Below are 4,008 nucleotides of genomic sequence, written 5' to 3'. Positions count from 1 at the left end.
CGGGGTCGAACCGACGACGTCCAGCAAAAGCTCTCTGGGCCTCGCGGGGCAAGGGTCTTTCGGCGGCGGTAGCAGGAGGGGATAACGCGAGACGGGCGGCGGCGCGTGGGTTATGGCACCCACGCGACGACCACCGGCCCGCTCGGTGCGGCGCTTCCCGCACGAGGCTCGAGCGTGACCTCGAGGCTATCGGGCAGGGCGGCGAGCGTCGGGTCTTCGGCGATGACACGGGCGCTCCCTCCTGCGTCGGGCTCCACGGTGCCGAGTGAGGTCCACGTGGCCCCGTGCCGCACCCACGCCTGGTAAGTCTGTCCAGCCGGCGCCGGCGGGAAGTGCGAGAAGGTGATCACGGCGGTGGCCACACCGGCCCGCCCGCGGTAGCGGGCGTGGGTCTCTTGGGGAGTCTCCGGCACGGGGGCCAGGCGCAGGTTCACGCTGTCGCTCGCGGTCACCATCGAGAGCGCCCGATCGTAGCGCGCGAGCGTCGCGTGCTCCGACCGGTAGCGGATGCCGAGGGCGGCCAGCAGGCAGAGCACCACGAGCGCCGCCCCTCGGGGTCCGAGCGTGCCGCGGAGCTTCTGGAGGCCTGCGCGGATGCGTGTCATGGCCGTCCCGAGCGGCAGGCCGAGCTCGGCCGCGACCTGCTCGTGCGAGAGGTCGTCGAGGAAGGCGAGGCCGAGGGCCTCGCGCTGGGGAGGCGGGAGTGAGTCGAGCGCGGACTGGAGGACGGCACGACGATGCTGCTGCCACGCCGTCTCGGCCGGCCCGGGGTCGCCCGCGGGGAAGCCCGCGAGCAGGAGCCCCTCGGGATCGGGCACGATCTCCGGCTGGCGGCTCCGGCGACGCAGCTCGTTCAGGAGGCGGAAGTGTGTGATCTGCAAGATCCACGCGCGGACGTTGCCCCGCTCGGGATCGAACCGTCCCGCGTTGCGCCACACGACCAGGAAGACGTCCTGCACGAGGTCTTCAGCGGCGGCGCGGTCGAGCGTCTGGACCGCCAAGCGGAAGATCAGCCGCGCGAAGCGACGGTGGAGCAGGCCGAGGGCCTCCGCGGAGCCTTCGGCGACCTGGCGCATCAGCTCCTCGTCGCGGGGGGCGTTCTGCGTCGACGGCATCCGCCGGTTTCCGTTCGTGCAAGCGTACATCGGCGCCGCGTGGTGGTGCGAGGGGGCGCCTGCTTACACCAGGCGTCCCAGCGCACCGCCACTACGCGCTAGTACACCGGGGGAGGCGATCTGGATTGGTCCGGCGACGAGACCGGACGCACGGCTCTCGAACCGGCCCTGACCCGCCAGGGGCGTCTACGGCGTGGGAGGGATACCCATCCAAAGGGTGGACGTCGGTGTAGTAGCGAGTGTTCCGACTTCGCGTGCGAAAGGTGATGCACGGATGGATCGAAGGGGTGATGGCATGATCCAAAACCTGTGGACGCGGCTTCTTCGCCCCCCGGTGACGGGACCGGGCGCGACGATGATCATCCGCTTGATGGCGGGAGGGGTCTTCTTCTGGGAGGGGATACTGAAGTTCGTCTACGTCAATCAGGGGGTGGGGCGATTCACCAAGCTCGGGATACCGTTTCCGCTCGTGACGGCCACTTTCGTGGGGTGGCTGGAGATCGTCGGGGGACTCTTGCTGATGCTCGGCCTCGGCACGCGGCTGATGACGATTCCGTTCATCATCGAGATGCTCGTGGCGATGCTCTCCACCAAGCCGCGGCTCTTCCTGGGCACCCTGCCGCTCCCCCCACCCCCGGTCCCGCCCCAGGTCGGCATGTGGGCCGTCTTGCACGAGATCCGATCGGAGTACGCGCAGATCATGAGTTGCATCTTTCTCCTGGTCTCCGGCCCGGGTCCCTGGTCGCTCGATGCGACGCATCATGTCAGCGTTCACTCACCCGGCGGCTTCTCGCCTCCCGCCGACTTGTCCGGAAGGGCGCTCCAGTCGGGCACGGCGAGGCGCCACCCGCCCCCGAGCGCGCGGTAGAGGGTGACGACGGCCACGAGCTCGTCCCGCTGCGTGCGCGCGAGGTCGAGCTCGGCGGGAAAGAGCTGCTGCTCGGCCTCGAGGACTTCGAAGTAGCTCGCGATGCCGTCGTTGTAGCGCTGGAGCGACAGCGCGACCGACGTCTGGAGCGCCTTCACCGTCTCGTCGCGCTCGGCGTGCACGCCCTTGAGCTTCTGCTGGGCGACGAGCGCGTTCGACACCTCCGCGAACGCGCGGAGCGTTGCCTGCTGGTAGCGTTCGACGGCTTCGTCCCACCCGGCCGAGCTCGCCCGATAGCTCGCGAGCAGCCGTCCACCCTGGAAGAGCGGACCCGCGAGCGAGCCGCCGATGGCCCACACGTTGCCGGCGCTCTTCACCACGTTCTCGAGCTCGCTGCTCTGGCCCCCGTACAGGCTGGTGAGGCCGAGGCGCGGGAAGAAGCTCGCCACGGCGACGCCGACGTCGGCGTTCGCCGCCACGAGCGCCTGCTCGGCCTGCTGGATGTCGGGGCGCCGCTCGAGGAGCTGGGACGGCAGGCCGGCGGGCACCTCTGGCGCCGGCGACTCGCCATCGAGCGACGCGCCGCGCGCGATCTCGCCGGGCGGCCGTCCGAGCAGGGTGGAGAGCTGGTTCTCCTTGACGACGATCTGGCGCTCGAGCTCCGGGATGCCCGCGCGGGCCTGGGTGAGCGCCGCCTGCGCGCGCGACACCTCGAGCAGCGTGCCGATTCCACCCACATAGCGCCGCTGGAAGAGGTCGACGGTGTCCTGGAACGTGATCCTCGTGCCCTGCGTGATCTCGAGCTCGCGGTCGAGCTCGAGCAGCTCGAAGTACGCTTGCGCCACGTCGCTCACCAGGGTGAGCAGCACGCCACGCCGCACCGCCTCGGCGGCGAGATAGTCGGCGCGCGCGGCCTCCGTGGCGCGCCGGATGCGCCCCCAGACGTCGATCTCCCAGGCGAGGTTGAAGGTCCCGAGGAAGGAGTTGAAGGTCAGGTTCGCCGGGATGCCGGGCACCGCGGTGCGCTCGCGGACCGCCTCGCCCTGATAGCTCACCTGCGGAAACATGTCGGCGCGTGCGACGGCGATCTGNCGGATCGCCTCCTCGACGAGCGCCGGCAGGGCGGGGTTGCGGAAAATCGCCCACCACGGCGAGTCCGCAAGGGAGGCGGGATCCGCCGGGCCGTGCTGGCCACGCGTCGTCTCGGGCGTGGGGACGACCGGGCGCCGGTAGCTCGGCCCGAGCGCGCAGGCCGCGAGGACCGCCACCGCAACGACCGAGAGCCGCGGGCGGCCGCGACTCCGTCCCGCGCTACCCACGCCCAGGCTCTCCAGCCGTCCCCCGCGCCAGGCCCGGCGTCTCGCGCTCGGACGCCCGCTCGCGCGCGGCGACCCGCGCGGCCGCCGAGCGCCGGAGAAGCACATAGAACACGGGCGTCAAGAAGAGGCCGAAGAGCGTGACCCCGAGCATGCCGCTGAACACCGCCGTGCCGAGCGCCTGACGCATCTCGGCGCCGGGACCGGTCGCGCGCGCGAGCGGCAGCACTCCCAGGATGAACGCGAACGAGGTCATCAGGATCGGCCGGAGGCGCAGGCGGCTCGCCTCGACGGCGGCCGCGAAGCGGTCCCTTCCCTCCTCCTGCTGCTGCTTGGCGAACTCGACGATGAGGACGGCGTTCTTCGCCGCGAGCCCGATCAGCGTGATGAAGCCGATCTGCGTGATCAGGTTGTTGTCCAGGCCCCGCAGCCACGTGCCGAAGAGCGCGAACGGCAGGCACATCGGTGCGATCAGGATGATCGCGAGCGCCAGCGACCAGCTCTCGTACTCGGCGGAATGGACGAGGAACACGAAGAGGACGCAGAGCGGAAAGATGAAGACCGCGGTGTTGCCCGCGAGCTTCGCCTGGTAGGCGATGTCGGTCCATTCGACCTGCATCCCGGGCGGGAGCATCTGCGCCGCCAGCCGCTCCATGGCCGCCAGGGCCGTGCCCTGGCTCCCGCCCGGCGCCGCGTCGCCGTTCACCTC

At 70.9% G+C, this 4,008-nt stretch carries 4 protein-coding genes; 1 reads left to right on the top strand and 3 read right to left on the bottom strand.

The genetic code is table 11. From position 1 onward, the window contains the following. Window positions 1–110: 110 nt before the first annotated feature. Window positions 111–1,145, bottom strand: coding sequence for a sigma-70 family RNA polymerase sigma factor (locus E6J59_19995; protein ID TMB15415.1), 1,035 nt, complete (start codon window positions 1,143–1,145; stop codon window positions 111–113). Between the two features lie 325 nt (window positions 1,146–1,470). Between E6J59_19995 and E6J59_19990 the strand changes: the two genes are divergently transcribed. After that, window positions 1,471–1,983, top strand: coding sequence for a DoxX family protein (locus E6J59_19990; protein ID TMB15416.1), 513 nt, complete (start codon window positions 1,471–1,473; stop codon window positions 1,981–1,983). Here the strand turns inward: E6J59_19990 and E6J59_19985 are convergent. Together E6J59_19985 and E6J59_19980 are read right to left on the bottom strand one after the other, a co-directional pair. Beyond that, window positions 1,887–3,407 carry an efflux transporter outer membrane subunit gene (locus E6J59_19985; protein TMB15414.1) on the bottom strand — a complete coding sequence of 507 codons (1,521 nt, stop codon included), beginning with the start codon at window positions 3,405–3,407 and terminating at the stop codon, window positions 1,887–1,889. The genes E6J59_19990 and E6J59_19985 overlap by 97 nt on opposite strands. Next, on the bottom strand, window positions 3,295–4,008 hold a 714-nt coding region (locus E6J59_19980; GenBank protein TMB15413.1), incomplete at its 5' end, for a hydrophobe/amphiphile efflux-1 family RND transporter. The genes E6J59_19985 and E6J59_19980, both read right to left, overlap by 113 nt.

This window comes from Deltaproteobacteria bacterium, from assembly GCA_005879795.1.
In the GTDB taxonomy this organism is placed as follows: Bacteria; Desulfobacterota; Binatia; order DP-6; family DP-6; genus DP-6.
This window is presented reverse-complemented; position numbering and strand designations above follow the sequence as displayed.

What these genes read in the sequence shown, in the direction of transcription:
- E6J59_19995 (TMB15415.1), bottom strand. Translation starts at nt 1,145, where the DNA reads ATGTACGCTTGCACGAACGGAAACCGGCGGATGCCGTCGACGCAGAAC.
- E6J59_19990 (TMB15416.1), top strand. Translation starts at nt 1,471, where the DNA reads ATGATCATCCGCTTGATGGCGGGAGGGGTCTTCTTCTGGGAGGGGATA.